This window comes from Paenibacillus selenitireducens, assembly GCF_002021565.1.
GTDB classification, from domain to species: domain Bacteria; phylum Bacillota; class Bacilli; order Paenibacillales; family Paenibacillaceae; genus Paenibacillus_K; species Paenibacillus_K selenitireducens.
Genome location: NZ_MSZX01000026.1, coordinates 19,560 through 36,402, shown reverse-complemented (window position 1 = coordinate 36,402; position 16,843 = coordinate 19,560). Strand labels below are relative to the sequence as shown.

At 43.9% G+C, this 16,843-nt stretch carries 12 protein-coding genes; 5 read left to right on the top strand and 7 right to left on the bottom strand.

The features are described from left to right. From BVG16_RS31575 to BVG16_RS31565, 3 genes are all read right to left on the bottom strand, one after another. A partial coding sequence (locus BVG16_RS31575; RefSeq protein WP_078503171.1) for a glycoside hydrolase domain-containing protein occupies nt 1–3,873 on the bottom strand: 3,873 nt, incomplete at its 3' end. A gap of 207 nt (nt 3,874–4,080) precedes the next feature. Further along, nucleotides 4,081–5,796 (bottom strand): sensor histidine kinase, encoded by a 1,716-nt coding sequence (locus BVG16_RS31570; protein WP_078503170.1) that lies wholly within the window; start codon nt 5,794–5,796, stop codon nt 4,081–4,083. Continuing rightward, entirely contained in the window at nt 5,793–7,364 is a 1,572-nt protein-coding gene (locus BVG16_RS31565; protein ID WP_078503169.1) for a response regulator transcription factor, read from the bottom strand. Before BVG16_RS31565 ends, BVG16_RS31570 begins: the two co-directional genes overlap by 4 nt. Before the next feature lie 243 nt (nt 7,365–7,607). On the opposite strand from BVG16_RS31565, the gene BVG16_RS31560 reads away from it, so the two are divergent. The 3 genes from BVG16_RS31560 (at nt 7,608) to BVG16_RS31550 (ending at nt 10,686) form a co-directional block, all read left to right on the top strand. Continuing rightward, nucleotides 7,608–8,897, top strand: a complete 1,290-nt coding sequence (locus tag BVG16_RS31560) for an ABC transporter substrate-binding protein (RefSeq protein ID WP_078503168.1) — start codon at nt 7,608–7,610, stop codon at nt 8,895–8,897. A gap of 68 nt (nt 8,898–8,965) precedes the next feature. Further along, nucleotides 8,966–9,853: a carbohydrate ABC transporter permease gene (locus BVG16_RS31555; RefSeq protein WP_078503167.1), complete on the top strand. Its 888-nt coding sequence runs from the start codon at nt 8,966–8,968 to the stop codon at nt 9,851–9,853. A gap of 2 nt (nt 9,854–9,855) precedes the next feature. Next, nucleotides 9,856–10,686: a carbohydrate ABC transporter permease gene (locus tag BVG16_RS31550; protein ID WP_078503166.1), complete on the top strand. Its 831-nt coding sequence runs from the start codon at nt 9,856–9,858 to the stop codon at nt 10,684–10,686. Nucleotides 10,687–10,892: 206 nt separating this feature from the next. Here the strand turns inward: BVG16_RS31550 and BVG16_RS31545 are convergent, their stop codons facing one another. Further along, complete coding sequence (locus BVG16_RS31545; protein ID WP_078503165.1) at nt 10,893–11,294, bottom strand: hypothetical protein; 402 nt, start codon at nt 11,292–11,294, stop codon at nt 10,893–10,895. Nucleotides 11,295–11,298: 4 nt separating this feature from the next. Continuing rightward, entirely contained in the window at nt 11,299–11,850 is a 552-nt protein-coding gene (locus BVG16_RS31540; protein ID WP_078503164.1) for an NAD(P)H-dependent oxidoreductase, read from the bottom strand. A gap of 156 nt (nt 11,851–12,006) precedes the next feature. Between BVG16_RS31540 and BVG16_RS31535 the strand changes: the two genes are divergently transcribed. Both BVG16_RS31535 and BVG16_RS31530 read left to right on the top strand, forming a co-directional pair. Then, on the top strand, nt 12,007–12,645 hold the full coding sequence (locus tag BVG16_RS31535) for an efflux RND transporter periplasmic adaptor subunit (RefSeq protein WP_078503163.1): 639 nt from the start codon (nt 12,007–12,009) through the stop codon (nt 12,643–12,645). A gap of 10 nt (nt 12,646–12,655) precedes the next feature. Continuing rightward, nucleotides 12,656–14,179, top strand: coding sequence for a DHA2 family efflux MFS transporter permease subunit (locus tag BVG16_RS31530; RefSeq protein ID WP_078503162.1), 1,524 nt, complete (start codon nt 12,656–12,658; stop codon nt 14,177–14,179). 157 nt (nt 14,180–14,336) lie between these two features. Here BVG16_RS31530 and BVG16_RS31525 read toward each other — a convergent pair whose 3' ends face one another. Beyond that, nucleotides 14,337–15,023 (bottom strand): hypothetical protein, encoded by a 687-nt coding sequence (locus tag BVG16_RS31525; RefSeq protein ID WP_078503161.1) that lies wholly within the window; start codon nt 15,021–15,023, stop codon nt 14,337–14,339. Between the two features lie 182 nt (nt 15,024–15,205). Then, the gene (locus BVG16_RS31520) at nt 15,206–16,708 is read right to left on the bottom strand and encodes a leucine-rich repeat domain-containing protein (RefSeq protein ID WP_078503160.1); all 1,503 of its coding nucleotides are present in this window, start codon (nt 16,706–16,708) and stop codon (nt 15,206–15,208) included. Between the last annotated feature and the right edge of the window lie 135 nt (nt 16,709–16,843).

Here is a 16,843-nt window from a genome sequence, read left to right as displayed (position 1 = left end):
ACCCTCATTGACTACAACGGCGCCGTTCGGGCTGATTGTTCCGTTTTCCCCCGCGTCCGCTGTGATCGTATGCGTATGAATAGCGCCAATCTCTCCGTTTTCCGGAAGGTTATAGAGCTCAAGCTCATACACAGCGTACATACCCCAAGTCGTATAGTTCGCATCATTGATCTGTATTCGCAGCTTCATTGCGTCCTTTACTGTAGGAATATTGGCAAAGGTGTACTCCATGACGTTGTCATCTATGCTGCTTTTCCATTGGATCGGTACTCCCTTCGCTATGGTCTCAAAGTTTACGCCGTCTGTAGAAGCCTGAACATCAATATTGGAAATACCCTGGATTAATCCAGATGTTGTGGCCATGACGATGGTGTTAAAGGTTTGCAGTTGATCCCAAGTCAGATTAATCTCATGCGGAAACGGATGACTGTTGTTGTAGCCTCGTAAACTCGCGAACATGGTACCATAGCTACCGTCAACCATTTTCTGGGGACTGTAGTCTTCGCCTTCGCGTGCTGCTGATGCTGTAATATCTGAATAGCTTCTGGCAATGTTGGTGTCTAGTTCATTCACATTGCCTTTCAGGATGTTCAATGTATAGAGCATTGTCGTCTTCCCGTCGCTTGCGGTGGATTTGATATGAACTTCACTTTTACCGATTGGAATGTCAATCGTCTGTGCTGTGTTATTGGGGACATTCTTTCCGTTGATCTGCAGGGTACCCGCTTCGTCCGAAAGCGTTGGCGTGATCGCGATGGTGTCTACATCCTTAGGAATCATGACGGGGTAGGTCATCGTGCTGTTGTCAAACGTAAAGGAAGGAACATTAGAAATTGTTAAATTCCTCAGCGTTCCGTCTGCTATCGGGTTAATCTCTCCGTTGTCTGGTAGGTTATAAAGCTCAAGCTCATATAAAGCGTACATGCCCCAATACGTATAGTTAGCGTCATTGATCCGTATCCTCAGCTTCAGCGCGTCTTTAACTGTAGGAATATTGGCATACGTGAATTCCATGATGTTGTCGTCTGTGCTGCTGTTCCATTGAATCGGTACCCGCTTCGCAATGGTATTCCAATTCGTTCCATCCGAAGTAGCCTGAACATCAATATCCGTTATACCCTGTAATAACCCCGATGGTGTGGCCATGACAATCGTATTAAAGGTCTGCTGTTGATCCCATGTAAGATTAATCTCATGCGGGAATGGATGGGTGTCATTATAGCCGCTCTTACTGGCAAACATGCTACCATAACTGCCGTCAACCATTTTCGAAGCACCGTAATAAATGCCCGCCTCGCCCTCCCTAGCAGCTGATGCTGTAATATCTGAATAGCTTCTGGCCATATTGGTGCCTGGCTCATTCACATTGCCTTTCAGAAAGTTCAACGTATACAGACTCGTGGTTTCCCCATCACTTGCGGTAGACCGAATATGAATCTCACTTTTACCTGTAGGGATGTTGAAAGTAACCCTCTTACCGCTGGCGATACTCTTTCCGTTGACGTCCAGGGTTCCATCGGCATCCGAAAGCGTTGGCGTAATGGAGATCACGTTAACATCTTTGGGAATGATCACTTGGTAATTAATATTGCTTTTATTAAAATGAAACGAAGGCGCGTTAGTCAGCTCCAAACTTTGGAGCGTTCCGTCAAAGATCTTCTGTCCTTCATACATGCTTACTCGAAAGCCGTCAACGTACAGGTTTTTGTTCTCCAGGTTCACGACCTTGATCGTGTGCTTGCCTGCTGGTAGATTATGATTGCTGTATACCGATATCGAATCGAGTTGAACCTTCTCATAGAGATCTATAATTACCGGATCGGAATCGTCGACGTATACAGCCACTTTACCGGAGGCTTCATTTTTCTCCGCAATAAGATCGATTCCGGACCCTTTAAATGTATAGGTCAAATTGTCTTCCGCGTTCAATGTGGCTTGAACACCGCCCATATAGGCGTATTTCCGGCTTTTTGCGAACCATTCACCGTTGTATGTGATCTCGCTGCTCACGTTATCCGTCATGTATGTCATAGGCACATCCTGCCCATCATAGGGACTACTCGGCACGGAAATTGCACCCATAGGTTCTCCGGCAGCCGCTTTCACCAGATAATTATGAAGCGTTCTGATATATTCAGGATCAAGGGTATATTTCCTCGGATCTGAAGGGCTAACACCGCTGTCAGCTATACGTTTGGCAAGATCGGGATTGGTTTGCTTGAGTTGGTACATCAGTTCGTAATCCTCAAGTCCGTCTCTTTGGGCTTCGTAGCGCAGCGAGCTCTTAACTGTCATATGATCCTTATCCGGATATACGATCGTGGAATCGCCATAATGAGGGACATACCATACGTTCCATCCCCAATGTAAGTGCCCTTGAACACCGTCTTGACTAAGATTCCAGAATAACAGCCTGCCCGTCAATATGGGCTGCGTCCAGAACCGGTTCAACCACGGAGCCGGATTGGCATCGCAAGTATACACCCACATGTCTTTGCCGGCCGCTTGCTCCGCTTTATATAAATTCTTCTTGTCCTGAAAAACCGGCGTTAACGGGACCCAAACATCCACATAGGGTTTGATGGCTTCGTTCATTAGAGTACCGGCCGCATCCGCATCCAATGTTTTGAAATCCGGAACGATTTCTTTTAATTGTCTTGCGATATACGTCATATAGTTTGTAATGCTAGCACCGTTGGGTTCGTCCTTCGTATGCTGATACCAAGTGAAGCCATTATCGTTAAGCCAACCTTTGTCCTCTAAATGATCGTGCAATGCCGTCAAGTAGTTCGTAAGATAAGCGTCTGTTACAGGTAGTGAGTCGGGTTCGGGTATGGACGTTTTCCACGGATCTGCGGGATCATCATTGTTTGGTCTTTCACTTTGTGGCATTTGTTCTAATGCATGGATCAAGTGAATGTTCGCAAAATGTGTAATCCCTCTTTTCATGAAGGTTTCAACATATCGATCGAACAAAGACCAGTCGATATGCTCCGGTATCCCGTCTTTAAAAGACACCATCTTGGTACCCTTTGCGTTTAATAATAAATCTGTACGAACCCAAATCATGTTCTGACGATAGTCGCTCATCGTTTTGGCGAAATTATCCATAAGCTCAAACCATTTGTCGCTATACGTCTCCACGCCGTAATAGTTCTGACCAACATCATAACTAGACTGCGTTAAAGGATCATCAGCAATCTCAGGTGGAGAACCTCCGATCATAAAGCCATTCGTCATCGCCCACTGATAATTAACGAAATTAGCCTTAGAGGTTTGAGGGATTTCAACGTTAGCTACTTCAACATTAATCGGCACTTGATGATCGCCCAAAGTTGTCTTCACTGTAACCATGCCGTGATAGAGGCCAGGAGCAGCATCGGCAGGAACATAATTCGTTATGAGAATGGGTTGCGTTGAATTTGCCGCCACATGTATGGATGGCTCGTTGGACAGCGGGTCGGGGATTTCGGATAAGGGGTAGATTTGCGTGCCTTCCAAGTCCGGTCGATATTGATTGGGCTGCACGGTATCTTCAAGCACGTATTCCTCAAAATGATAGCTTAAGTTGGTGTTAGAGATCGTATTGCCAGAAGAGGCAAGATCAGAAAATTCAACTCCCGTAATCTCAAAATCACTGTTGCCTCTTATTGCAATTTGCTCACTTTCATATTCGTTTTTGGCTGAGACAAGATCAATGCTGTTTCCTGGATTTGCGGGGATCGTGCTGGTCCTATATACGGCTTTCATTGCATTTACCACCCACACGTCCAGTTGGCTGCTGGCAGCATAGACTCGAGGAGCGTAGTTCTGAATAAAGACGCTTGCTAGAATCATAAAACAGATCATTTTACACGTTGTTCGTTTGAACATAGATCAACAATCCTCTCATTCTTTATTTGATGTCAGAACACAACCTAATAAAGCGCTTTCAAAGGTAGCTGGCGGCGCCGTCTGTTCATGATTACATTGTATGATCTTTTCAAATCCTGCAAAATAACAGTATTTTTTGAAATCTAACAGATTTCGATTGGAAACAAAAAGGGCCGTGCTTTTATGCACATTGGCCCCCTTAATTAATCATGACTCTTCTTCTCTGATGTGACGATATTGCGGTATGCGTACGCTAACAGAAGTGCCAACCCCTGATTGACTATGAATACAGATCCCGTATTCGGATCCAAATAAGAGCTGCAGTCTTTCTTGCACATTTTTAATGCCATAACCATCACTTTCATATTCAAGCATACGCGCAATCTTAGACGGTTCCATACCGACGCCATTATCCTCCACGACAAAAACAATATCCTCACCGTCAAGACTTGCCCGCAGGATGAGTTTACCTCGCTCCCCACGCTTCTGGTCAATGCCATGCATGATCGCATTTTCAACAATCGGCTGCAAGATCAAATGGATCATGTCAAATTGAAACACCTTGTCGTCAGCATCGAATTCTACGTCAAAGTTTGCATTGTGCATCGCTAATTGAATATGTATGTACGCTTGGACGTTGGTCCATTCATCTTGAATCGAAATAACCTGCTTCCCTTTATTCAATGTCGTTCTATAATATCTGGAAAGTTGATTCACCAAGTCACTAATTTCTTGGGCATCGATACGCAGCGCTTTTGAATTAATCAAAGATAAAGAATTGTATAGAAAATGGGGATTGATCTGAGCTTGCAGCGCTTTGAGTTCGGCCGCCTTTTGCGTGATTTTTGTCTGATATACCTCCGTAATGAGTTGATTAATCTGTTTAAGCATCGAACCAAATCGATCGGTAAGCTGCCCGATTTCATCTTTGGAATTCGTGGATACCACAACCGTAAGATCACCATCTTCCACCATCTTCATTTTGGTGTTTAATTTCTCGATTCCTTTTAACATCGTTTCTGAGAACAAGAAGATAATGATACTGAGGAAAACCATGCAGATGAGTACGATGATGCCTGTTGCGCTTAAAATATTGCCAATGCCTGTTTTGTGTTGATTATCGGGGACCAAATAATGCAGTATCCAATCGGTTTGAGGAATATCTTTGTTTACAATGAGATAGGATTCGCCACTTATGGTGGCTTTTAACGTACCCTTCCTTGAAAGTGATTGAAGTTGAACATCATCCATCTGCCCAACATGCTCTGTTAGAACGGGCCGATTCTGTCTATCGGTAATGATCATGCCATTCCCTTCAATTCCCCTGCCAATGAAATCACCGAAGATTTTATTGTAATCAAATCGGACATAAAGTTCACCGCTCACGGTCCGAAACTCGATATTGTGAATCACTCGTGTGGCAAACAATTCACCATCTTCGAACCACCACTTGGTTGTATCACTGCCCTTTGTCTCTAGATACCAATCCTTTTCCTTAACTGCTGAAGAAGGAGAAATGAAGTTTCCTAATTCAGATTGCCGACTCTCGGAATACAACATAATCTCATTCATATCTCCAACCATATACATCAAGTTAAAAAAAATAGGTTCAATTTTATCACTCAGCGTCTTAAATTGTAAGTACAAATCCTGATTCGGGTTACTCATCAACTCAATGACCGCTGGATGGAAAGCAATCGATTTCATTGACATTTCCTGCCTCTGAAGTCGGTAACTGATCTCGAGTGTGACCTTCTTCGCCTCGTTATCCGCGCTTTGCATAAACTGGCTATCCAATGAAGATTTGGAACTCTGGTAGGCATACAAGCCCAGTACAATGGTTGGCAGGAAGATGACCATCACATAAGAAAGCAATAATTTCTGGCGCAGGCGGAGATTACGGATAAATTTGAGCAGAGTCAACTCCTATTACCCCCCTCCCGATATTGAACAGGAGTCAAGCCGTTATATTGCTTAAACATTAAATTAAAATAGGAAGTGTTCGCGAATCCAACGGTACTGGCAATATCAACAACTTTAATCGTTGAATCACGCAGCAGTTCCTTCGCTCGCTCCATTCGAACGGCTGTAATATATTTGACTAGGCTTTGGCCTGTACTTTTTTTGAACAGAAAGCTTAAATAACTTGGCGATAAAAAGACGCGCTTGGCTAAATATTCGACCCCAAGATCACTCCCGTATTCCATCTGGATGAGCGTCTGTACATCTTCTATCACCTTGCGGCATTGATCATCTGTCGCCGTTTCGATTCGCAGCAAATGTTCCTGAAATACGGATAAAATGACTTGCCTAAGCTCAGAAATCGAATTGCAAAGTGCGATTCGCTCCAAACCATCCTTTAGTAAAAGGACGTTTTTTTTATCTTGAGAATCTACTATTCTTTTCATTATCTCTGTAAATAAGAGTTTGGCATACATAGAACTAAAGCGCTTACTATTTCGCATACTCGCAATGAGAAACTCAATGCGATGCTCAAGTGTACGATATTCTTTTCGTGCAATGGAAGTATAAATATCCTTCAGCATAAGCTCTAACGATTCGTCATCTACATGGTCATAGATGCTTGCATCCTCTTTGGAACAAACGACACTGTTATCCATAAAAAACCGAAAATTCATTAACTCTTCCATTTGGACGAACTCGTCATGAAGTCCCTCTAGCGTATTGATCGGACTACCAACGATAATGAAACTCCGCCGATCGAAGCGAATCTCTAGCCATTCTCTAACCCCGTCCCCATAAGCCATAAGCTCTTGCTGGTTATCGCTGATCGTTGAAGCTGGATCAATAGCAACTAGCATGATGCTTTGATATTCATTCATATTTAAAAAAAGCATCTCATGTTTACAGGTCGATTGAAGGAATTCGAACACTGCTGTATGATGCAGATCAAAAAAATGATCTACCAATCCTATCATCATCATATACATCCGCTTATTTGCCAGATGACTTAGACCCGCAAAAGCTGCCCGCTCCTCGTAATGAACGTCTCTCTCACGACCTTGAAGAAGATCAAACAGGAGCTTTTCTTTCTCATACGCCACTCCTTTATGAAAGCCTTTGATCAGCCGCTCATCTTTCTCCCTCTGAAGTCGTTCGTCCTCTAGTATAGCGATGATGGAATGGAATACTTTGAGGAATTCCTTCACATCGATCGGCTTTAACATATAATTAACCGTTCCAAGCTGAATCGCTTTTTGTGCATATTCAAATTCCCCATAAGCACTGTAAATAAGCACCTTAAGATCCGGAACGACTACTTTTGCCTGCTTAATTAACTCTAGACCGTCCATGAATGGCATGCGAATATCCGTGAATAACAGATCTACATGATGGCCCCTTATATATTCCAGCGCTTCTTCCCCATTATTGGCCTGAGCAACAGAAAATGGTAGAGCATGCTTATGAATAAGCCATTCAATGGCATCGATTTCTGCTTGTTGATCATCGACTACTAGAATATGATACATATTTTCCTCCCTATCCGTTCGATGGATTTACTCACTTTTTGAGGATACTCACTACAATGCAAAGCATAGCACACTAGGTATTCCAATTCATACCATGTTATATTAAATCAAAATCACATAATCTGGTTCCTATTTCCAGATGAATTCTGTTAGGTTTCGAAAAAATCTGTTATTTCGATGAAAATGACATTTATACTACACTGGACTATGAAACGAACGATCTAAAATTTGGGAGGTCTTTGTATGAAGAGAACATGGTTAGTCTCCGCGACCGCTATGCTCACCTTGTCGATCCTATTTACAGGCTGCAGTAAGAACAGTACAGACAACAGCAGCACAGTGGGAAATGTAACACCGAAGGATGCAACGGTCAAGAAAGTGAAAGTCAGATTATCGTATTGGAACAAAGAAGACAGTGTAAAGACACTTCTGCAATTATTCAAAGATAAACTTCCCGATGTAGATGTGGAGTATCAATTCATCGATAACAAGACTTACCCTGATGTCATCAAAACACAACTTGCAGCAGGCGAAGGACCTGACATTATCGGTGGAATTATAGACGCTAATACCGTCAAGGCAGGTTACTTCGAAGATTTAACAGAACGCTACGCTAGCAAGTATTATGAAACCGGCACGTCCACCGTAACATTTGATAATAAACTGTACGGGTTGCCGCAAGCGAGTTGGTTTAATGGGGTTTACTATAACGTTGATCTATTTACCAAATATAACCTGAAGATACCAAAAACGCTTGATGAGTACTTCCAAGTCGCGGACGTGTTGAAGAAGAATGGCATCAAACCCCAAGCGATCGGTCTAAAGAATCCTAACGTAGCGGGCCAGTCCTTCCTCGGTTTGGCATTAAATGATTATATCGGCACAACGGAAGGTAAAAAATGGAATGAAGATTTTGGCAAAGGAACGGCGAAAATGGCCGATGTGCTGGAGCCTGCTTTGACAACATGGACCGAATATTTGAAACACGGTGTCTTCACCAAAGATATGCTGGGGCTTGAAGAAGAACAAGCCATTGATGAATTTACAAGCGGCAAGGCGGCAATGTTCCAAGCAGGACCTTGGTACATGGATACCTTTAAGCAAAAAGCGCCTAACATGAAGATTGATATGTTCCCGAACCTGGGGACAAAAGGTGGTCTAGGTTGGATGGTCGGCGGTCCAGGGGTATCGTTTGGTTTGAATGCGAAATCCGAAGTCAAAGACGCAGCATACAAGGTGCTTGACCTGTTATCCACACCAGAAGGTCAGAATGCTTACTGGGAAGATAATAAAGGCGGTTCATCTTTCTTGAAAGGCGTTACGTTTGAAATGCCAGCAGAATACAACAGTGCTCAAGAAGCGTTCAAGGCGGGCAATGTCATGTATCCAGTTAATAATTGGGGCGTTGCTGGTGCTGCCTTTACAGATTTAGGAAAAGGTATTCAAGAACTCATAGCCGGTATCAAAACGCCTCATCAAGTGCTAGAAACGGTAGACAAGAAAGCAGCTGAACTGCAGGAGAAATCTAAATAGGCCGTATAAATTACAAGGGGCAAAGCAATTTGTCCCTTGTACATCCTATAAGTTAAAGGTTGTTGTCCATGAACAAACCAAACATGTTCAAACGAGAGATCAATTATGTTCTGCTTCTGCTTCCTGCCTTACTTATTTATTGTACCTTTTTCATCATTCCGACGTTAAAGACCGCTTTATACAGCTTTACAAATTGGTCGGACGTGCATCCGGTTGTTGTCAAATTTGTTGGTCTAGACAATTATATCGCTCTATTTAAAGAATCAATCTATTTGACAGGTATTCGAAACACGTTAATCTATGCGGTACTTGCGATGCTTGGGCAGAATATACTAGCCATTCCATTAGCGGTATTTCTCAATAAAAAATTAAAAACAAAAAATCTACTTCGGGCTGCGTTCTTCCTTCCTGCGGTGTTCAGTGTATTGGTTATCGGTTATCTCTGGAATTTTATGTACTCCCCCTCCGACTTTGGTTTGATTAATCAACTTGTCGTCGCTCTTGGCTTTGAACGCATCAATTTTCTCGGAGATCCTCATCTTGCGCTCTATTCGGTCATCATCGCCTCCGTATGGCAGTGGGTTGGTTACACCATGGTTATTTATTTGGCCAACTTGCAGAGCATCTCAACAGATTATTACGAAGCGGCAAAGATTGACAGAGCGAGTGGAATGCAAATGTTCCGCTATATCACACTTCCTCTCCTGCTTCCGGCAATCACTTTCAATACGGTTATGGGGATGATAAACGGCATGAAGGTATTTGATATTGTTTATGCCTTGACTGGCGGTGGCCCAGGGTATTCTACGGAAACGATCGTATCACTCATGCTCAAGAAAGGGCTCAGTGAAGGATTCTATAGCTACGGAGCCGCATTCGGTATCGTCTTCGTTATCCTCGTTGGCATCATCACCTTTATTCACATTTCACTAATCAAGATGTGGGAGCGGCGGTAATTATGAATCGATATACAAAAGAAACTGCCTTCACGGAAATTATCATGCTCCTCTTGGCGGCGATTTTTATGATCCCTATTTACTATTTGATCATCACGACATTTAAGACGCCAGCTGATGCGGTCGCTCATCCGATGGGCCTTCCCGTTAACATCACGTTCGACAATTACATTCGCGCCTTTAAGGCCATGAACTACATGCATGTGTTGGGAAACAACCTGGTCATTACGATTTCCTCCGTCGCGGGGATTGTTATGTTCTCTACGATGGCAGCTTACAGCTTGGTGCGACGCACGAATCACTTCAATCGGATCGTGTTCCTGTTATTCATGGTTGGGATGATGGTACCGTACCAAATGGGAATATTAGCCCTTTATAAACAGGTAGCGCAGCTTGGGCTTATGAATACCCTCACGGGCATTGTTCTTATAGAAATTTGTTACAGCCTTCCGTTCTCTATCTTCTTAATTAAAAGCTTTATCAGCTCTACCGTTCCATTTGAGCTGGAAGAAGCGGCAAGAGTAGACGGCTGTGGGGTTTGGAGAACCTTCTGGCAGATTGTATTCCCGCTGCTTACGCCGGTCATTGCCACTGTAGCGATTTTGAATACACTTGGTGTATGGAATGATTTCATGACGCCATTGTTGTTCTTGCAATCCCGATCAAAGGGTGTATTACTCTTAGAAGTGTTCCGCAATATTGGGCAATTCTCGACCGACTGGACGAATTTCTTCCCGATGATGCTCCTGGCGGTTGCACCACTCATTCTGTTCTACATTTTCATGCAAAAATATATCATTAACGGCATCACGTCTGGCTCGCTAAAGGGATAGGAGCTAAACGCTTTGAAAGTGAAAGCATTTGAAGCTGAATACTTCTATTCCTAGGCTGTGCGCTTGAGACGAAAACATGAAATCCCTGATCCGAATGGAACAAGGTTTCATGTTTTCGTCTTTTTCATTTCTTTTGATCCGGAGCCTTTCGGATGTCTCCGAAGCAGAACACTTCAAAGATTCACAACTTCGAATCGATTTCGGCTCTACTCTTTTTTTGAAGCGTTCCGCAAGGTTTTCATCGCTTTCCGGTAATCGGCATCGGACATCTTGCCGAAGTTGATGGGCTGCCGGTTATCCGTTTTCACCGTGGTTTGTTTTAATTGCCTAAGCGATTGTCGGAAGGATGCGTCATTTGCCGCAGTCGGTGCGACAGCCTCCCGTTCTACTGGTATATCCTGACTTACGCTTGTGACAGACTCATCGGTAAGCGGAGAATCCACGTGTAACTCGGTTTCCGTTACCGTCTCGGTTACGGGTTCGGTCTTTGGTACGGTGTCAGTTGTAGAAGATCCTTGCCTAGATGACCGATTCGCATGCCGTACGTTCACAATGATTAAGATGATAATGACAACAAGCGCTACAATGCCGTATCCAATAATGAGCATTCGATCATCTCACCCCTCGGCCTGTCATTTTGCCCGCTAAGCGCGCGACGCGTTCGCCTAATGCTTTTCCCAGGGCCAATTCATCCTCGCTCGGTAAATTGGGCGAATCGTCCGGCGATTCTTCCAAGCGGCAAGTGATCCCTACGCCGTAGTACGATCCATATAACACATTTTCGGGAACCGTAGCCGGCAGTCCGACGATAATCATACCTTGGTGGAGCATCGGCGTAATCAAATTCAACATCGTGGCTTCAATGCCGCCATGTTCGGTCGCGATCGTACAGAAAACGGCTCCCAGCTTGTCCACAAGCTTACCGTGAGCCCATAAATAGCCTAGTTTATCGATCCACGTCTTCAGACCTGCGCTGATACTGCCAAAATGACCAGGACAACCCCAGATGATCGCATCCATGCGCTCAAGATCATGAATATCCGCTTGATCCACATGGTACAGATATGCATGAGCTCCTTGAACGTCCCGTACGCCTTGCGCTATTGCCTTCGCCACGGCCTCCGTATGGCCATCCTCGCTGTCGTACACGATATATATGTTCATGCATGCTTTCCCTCCAACTTCGCTTTACTTGCTGCTATATACTTTTCCTCGATCGTCATATTACTATCCATCTTTATGGATAATTGGCACCTGCTATCGAAACACTAAGTCCCAACACACTAACAATTGCTCTGCAAAAGGAAGGAATCGATCGAAATGAAAAGCTCTCGACTTGTAATCGTGAATATTCTGGTTATTCTCGTTCTGTTAGGGGGAGGTGCCGTTGCCGTCTACTACTATAATCAATCCATCAATTTTATTACAACGGACAACGCGAAGGTGGATGGTCAAGCAATCACGATATCTTCGGCATCTCCAGGCTTGCTACAGTCTTGGCGAGGCAAGTTAGGCGACACTTATACGGCAGGGCAAGATCTTGGCACCGTGCTCACTGACAAAGGCAATGTATCCATTAAGATGCCTCATACGGCTACGATCGTCCTACAAAACGCCGCGGCCAACACCGTTATAGGAGCCGGGATGTCTCTCGCCAAAGCGTTCGATCTAGGAGCCTTGTACGTAACCGCCAATGTGAAAGAGACTCAGATTAACGACGTGAAAGTGAATCAGACCGTGGATGTTTACGTAGACTCTTTTCCCGGTACGGCACTTACAGGCAAGGTCGATCAGATTGGACTTGCAACAGCCGGAACCTTTTCCCTACTTCCTACCTCCAACACGACAGGAAATTATACGAAGGTGACGCAAGTCATTCCTATTAAAATCTCTTTGGACGGGTACCGCGGTCTCGGATTGGTTCCCGGGATGAGCGTATCTATACGTATCCATAAATAAGGGGGGCCACATGAGCGAAAAAAGGATAGGACCCACTGTTACCGTGCTCATCCTAGGGATGTTCATCGCGATCTTGAACCAAACCATGGTGAATGTCGCCATCCCGCATATGATGACGGATTTGAATGTTTCCACGACGACGGTGCAATGGTTATCAACAGGGTTCATGCTGGCCAATGCGATTATGATTCCAATTAGTGCCTTTCTGATGGAGTCCATTTCGACCCGTATGCTGTTCGCCATGGCGATGGCGATGTTCACGATCGGATCGCTAATTTGCGGCATGGGTCCAACCTTCGCCGTTGTATTGGTGGGGCGCATCGTGCAAGCCATTGGAGCAGGCGTATTGATGCCACTTGTCACCAACATCTTCCTGCGCATATTCCCCCCCGAACAGATGGGGCGCGCCATGGGCATGATGGGGATTGCGATGATGTTCGCGCCTGCGCTCGGACCGACCTTTGCAGGCTACATGGTGGAGCATTATTCATGGCGCGTCTTGTTCTTTGTCATGGTTCCGCTCGGCGCCATCGAAGTCATATTGACGTTCAGATATTTGTCTAATGTGCTGAAGCTCACTTATCCTAAGCTGGATTGGCAGGGTGCTGTCTTGTCGACGATAGGGTTTGGGGCGCTGCTGTATGGGCTTAGCGAGGCTGGGAGCAGAGGCTGGGGAGATCCTGTTGTTGATATTTCCATTATCGTCGGAGTCTTATTTCTCATCTTCTTTGTCGTAAGGGAGATGACGACAAGCAGCCCTCTTTTGAATTTGACTGTGTTCAAAAATCTCACCTTCACCATGTCTACCGTCGTAAGCGTCATCGTTAATATGGCGATGTTTGGAGCGATGCTCCTACTCCCGATTTATGTTCAGAATATTCGGGGCTATACCGCCCTGGAGTCGGGGCTTCTGCTGCTACCCGGGGCACTGTTGATGGGCGTGATGTCGCCGATCTCGGGTACGTTGTTTGATAAATTCGGCGTAAGGCCGCTCGCGATCATCGGATTAATTATCACTTCGGTTACGACCTATCAGTTCACGAAGTTAACCGATGAGTCTACGTATTATCACCTGATGACGCTCTATGCGCTAAGAAGCTTCGGTATCTCCTTCATTATGATGACGATCATGACAGAGGGGCTCAATGCGCTGCCGCCGAAATTAAAGACCCATGGCACGGCAGTGTCCAATACGATGCGGCAGGTTGCCAGTTCATTTGGAACCGCAGTGCTTGTAACGGTGATGTCGACAAGAACAACCGAACATGTGGCATCCTATTCGAACAATTTGACGCTGAGCAATACGATTGCTGCCGAGAATTTTGCAGACTTGGGTGCAGGCATCTCATCGCTTACAGGACTGCCTTCAGAAATGGGCGGCGCTTATTCATTATCGATCATTGGAGGATTGGTGACGAAAGCATCCACCATCAGCGGAATTAACGATGCCTTCGTCGTGGCGACGATCATTACTGTCATTGGTATTTTCTTCTCGCTGTTCTTGAAGCGGCCCAAGAAAATATCGGAAGGATAATCGGATGCAGCCACCATTTGGCAAAGCGTATCTTTACCAAAGAGCCATAGAATCGCTTCTATGGCTCTTTTTACGATCATTGAGCCATGTGAAACCCCAAATCTGTGTTTTTAGTCCTGTTTACTTGCCAATACCTTACAAATGTGCGCACACTTAATTACACGTTTTCATTAGGTGCAAAATCAATTTGATCGGCAATAAATTCATTTTTTGCATGATCGAATTTATATGTGACATTGACAGAACATACGTATTGAGGGGATATTCCAACACTTGCACCTAGACTTAAGATTATTTTTTGATGCTCAACTTGATAAATAACTACACCGCCGAAAGCAAGCTCATCTTGATTATAATTCGGCGCTAACTCAATATTCGAATCGAAGTTATCCTCTTTTTCTTTCGTCTTAACTGTAATGTCCAAAGTATCATCAGCATTTTTAGAAACATGCGTTTCAATCTGATTGGCAACAATCTCTTCATGATTTTGTACTTTAATTTCGGATAAATCCTCTGCATTAATTACATGAATATCAAAAGTATCTAATTCTGTACCTCGACCTGTATTAATTATGATTACGGCTTCTTCCTTACTGTCACCCGTAAGATCAGTATAGAATACCTGAGGTTTAGTTCCTGTATTTAAGATATTCCAATCGAAGTTTTTCTGGCTGCCGTTAATCTCTACCGTAACCCCGTGGACTTCGTCGTCTGTTTCGTTGACAGCATAAAGCCTCACTTCTTCATTTTCAGAAGCTTCAATCAGTTTTACAGGCTCATCTGAACCACATCCCGAAAGCAAAACAGCACTCAACAACATCAATACACCAATTTCTTTTTTCAACTCTATGCTCCTCTCTCATCTTACCTAGCAGAAACTAGTTAGGTTCGATATAACGGTTTCAGCGTCTTCTGCTTTACCACTATTTGTGATACGGTTATCCGCGCTGTCTGAAACGGCAAGTCTTTAAGAAAGGACGCAACCCAGTGTCCTTAGATGCGTCCTAATATTGATATTGAATTCTGTTATGCGGTCTTATTCTCGAATATGATGACCATTTTTTTGCTGCCTAAATATTCAACAGAAGTATTAAGCTGCTCCGACACAAAGCGTACAGGAACGAAAGTGCTGTTATTTTTCTGTAGTAAAGGAGCGTCGGACATCACAGTTTGCTGGTTTATCTTAACTTGCTTATTCCCCACAGACCAACGAATCGTTTTACCGTCCTTTTGAATCGTTACCTCTTTCGTACTCTGGTTCCAGTTGACCTTTGCCCCTAGCTTCTCGGAAATGAAACGAATAGGTACGTAGGTACGGCCTGTCTGAATGAATGGCGCTGCTGTTATATTGTAGATACTGTCGCCCACATAGGCTGTCTTGCTGCCGATCATCAAGCGTTGAGTCTTACGCTGAGAGATAATACCATAACGATCCGCATTCAATTTGTTAAATATTTGATAGGTTTGGGTTCCTTGGCTTAAGTCCAAGTAGTTATCGTTCAACTGCAGTCCGTAGCGTTCTGCCCCCGTATCAAAATGAAAGTCATAACTATTATTTTGAATCGGCTCCAGATCCCATACCCGGTTATTGTTCAAATTTAGAATTCTTAGGGATTTCAAATTTCTTAACGGTTCCAAATTCCACACTCGGTTGTTATCCAAGTAGAGGATATCTAGCTTGTTCAATTGTTTTAACGGGTCTAAATCTTTAATCTCGTTGGAGGATAGATCCAATGTAGACAAGTTAGTTAATTTCGCTAAAGGGGCAAGACTCTCGATGTTATTGTTGTTGGCAGAGAGACCTTCGAGATTGTTGAATCCTTCTAGCAGCTTAAGATCAGTAGCCCGGTTTCCGCTAATCCCTAGATACGTCAGACTTTTGGATAGCTTCCGTAGCGGCGAAAAATCCTTAATCTTATTGTAAGACACATTAAGATATGTCAGCTTCTTCATGTTGCCGAGGGGAACTATGTCTTCTATCGCGTTGTCGCTCATTTTCAAATACGCTAATTCTGCGGCACTAGAGAGTGCTTGAACATTCGAAATTTGATTATGGTCGGCGTCCAACTCGATTAGGTGAGGCAATTGTTTCACTACATCCAAGGATGATATCTGATTCCAGCTTACTTCTAGATACTTCAAATCCTTCAGAGCTGACAATTCCTCAATCGATGAGATCTGATTTGCTTTGAGGCTGAGATCACGGATCTTTGAAAGCTTCTTAAGCGGTGTAAGATCCGTAATTTCATTATTGTTTAGATCGAGTTGCGTGACATTGACGGCATACTCTAATCCCTGCAGATCTTTAATTCCTTTACCTGATAAAGATACAACGGTGAGAGATTCTAAATCCGCTTTGGTAAGTGGTTCATCGCCTTTTTTAGCTAACCACGAATGAATCGCTTGTTCGAGATTTTTATCCTTAATAACCGGTTCTTGGCTAAACGCTTCCATCGAAGCTTGTCCTGGAAGGACCAAACTTAGGACAAAAATAAAAATAAATAAGCGTACAGCAATACGTTTCTTCATGATGACCATTCCCCCTGATGACTGTATTATGTTTATATTACCTCGAGCTTCTTGATATAAGAACAGACAAAATGTATATCCTTTACGCTATCGACAGATTAGTATAACACCTGAAGTTTTCTGAATAAATAGGCA

Excerpts from the sequence above, each read along its gene's own strand:
- BVG16_RS31530 (WP_078503162.1), top strand. The coding sequence starts at position 12,656 with ATGAGCGAAAAAAGGATAGGACCCACTGTTACCGTGCTCATCCTAGGG.
- BVG16_RS31555 (WP_078503167.1), top strand. The coding sequence starts at position 8,966 with ATGAACAAACCAAACATGTTCAAACGAGAGATCAATTATGTTCTGCTT.
- BVG16_RS31545 (WP_078503165.1), bottom strand. The coding sequence starts at position 11,294 with ATGCTCATTATTGGATACGGCATTGTAGCGCTTGTTGTCATTATCATC.
- BVG16_RS31535 (WP_078503163.1), top strand. The coding sequence starts at position 12,007 with ATGAAAAGCTCTCGACTTGTAATCGTGAATATTCTGGTTATTCTCGTT.
- BVG16_RS31540 (WP_078503164.1), bottom strand. The coding sequence starts at position 11,850 with ATGAACATATATATCGTGTACGACAGCGAGGATGGCCATACGGAGGCC.
- BVG16_RS31560 (WP_078503168.1), top strand. The coding sequence starts at position 7,608 with ATGAAGAGAACATGGTTAGTCTCCGCGACCGCTATGCTCACCTTGTCG.
- BVG16_RS31565 (WP_078503169.1), bottom strand. The coding sequence starts at position 7,364 with ATGTATCATATTCTAGTAGTCGATGATCAACAAGCAGAAATCGATGCC.
- BVG16_RS31520 (WP_078503160.1), bottom strand. The coding sequence starts at position 16,708 with ATGAAGAAACGTATTGCTGTACGCTTATTTATTTTTATTTTTGTCCTA.
- BVG16_RS31550 (WP_078503166.1), top strand. The coding sequence starts at position 9,856 with ATGAATCGATATACAAAAGAAACTGCCTTCACGGAAATTATCATGCTC.